The 387-nt window shown below is 75.5% G+C and carries 1 pseudogene; it reads left to right on the top strand.

What is annotated here, in order from left to right:
- Positions 1-376: pseudogene (locus tag PUR71_RS02785) on the top strand (hypothetical protein); the annotation flags it as partial.
- Positions 377-387 lie beyond the last annotated feature (11 nt).

The following is a 387-nucleotide window of genomic DNA, read 5'->3' as shown; positions in this document are numbered from 1 at the left end:
GGTGCTGACCGTCGTCACCGGGGACTGGGCGCACCTGCCGTCGGCGCTCGGCCTCGCGCTCGCGCTGCTCGGCTGCGGCATCGCGGTCGGCTCGATGCTGAGCGTGCTCGCGCCGTACACGATGCCCGCGGACAGCACCATGGCGATCTGGTGGTGGCGCCACGCGGCCGCAGCGAGCTGGTCGTCGCCCATCGCCGCCAGGTGCCCGAGGCCTTCGGCGGCGAGCGCCTGGCGCAGTGCGTCCAGGTCGGCGCCCGCGCTCTGGCCGACCGGCGACTCCGCCGCGCTCGCCTACGCGGGCGTCGTGGAGATGCACTCCTGCCGCAACGCCCGCCGGCTGGGCGAACTGATCGCCCGGTTGCTCCCCGTCCAGTGACCCGTCCGGTG

This window comes from Streptomyces sp. SP17BM10 (genome assembly GCF_036322405.1).
Lineage (GTDB): Bacteria > Actinomycetota > Actinomycetes > Streptomycetales > Streptomycetaceae > Kitasatospora.
Note: the sequence above shows the minus strand (reverse complement) of the source record. Positions and strands in the feature narration are given on the sequence as shown.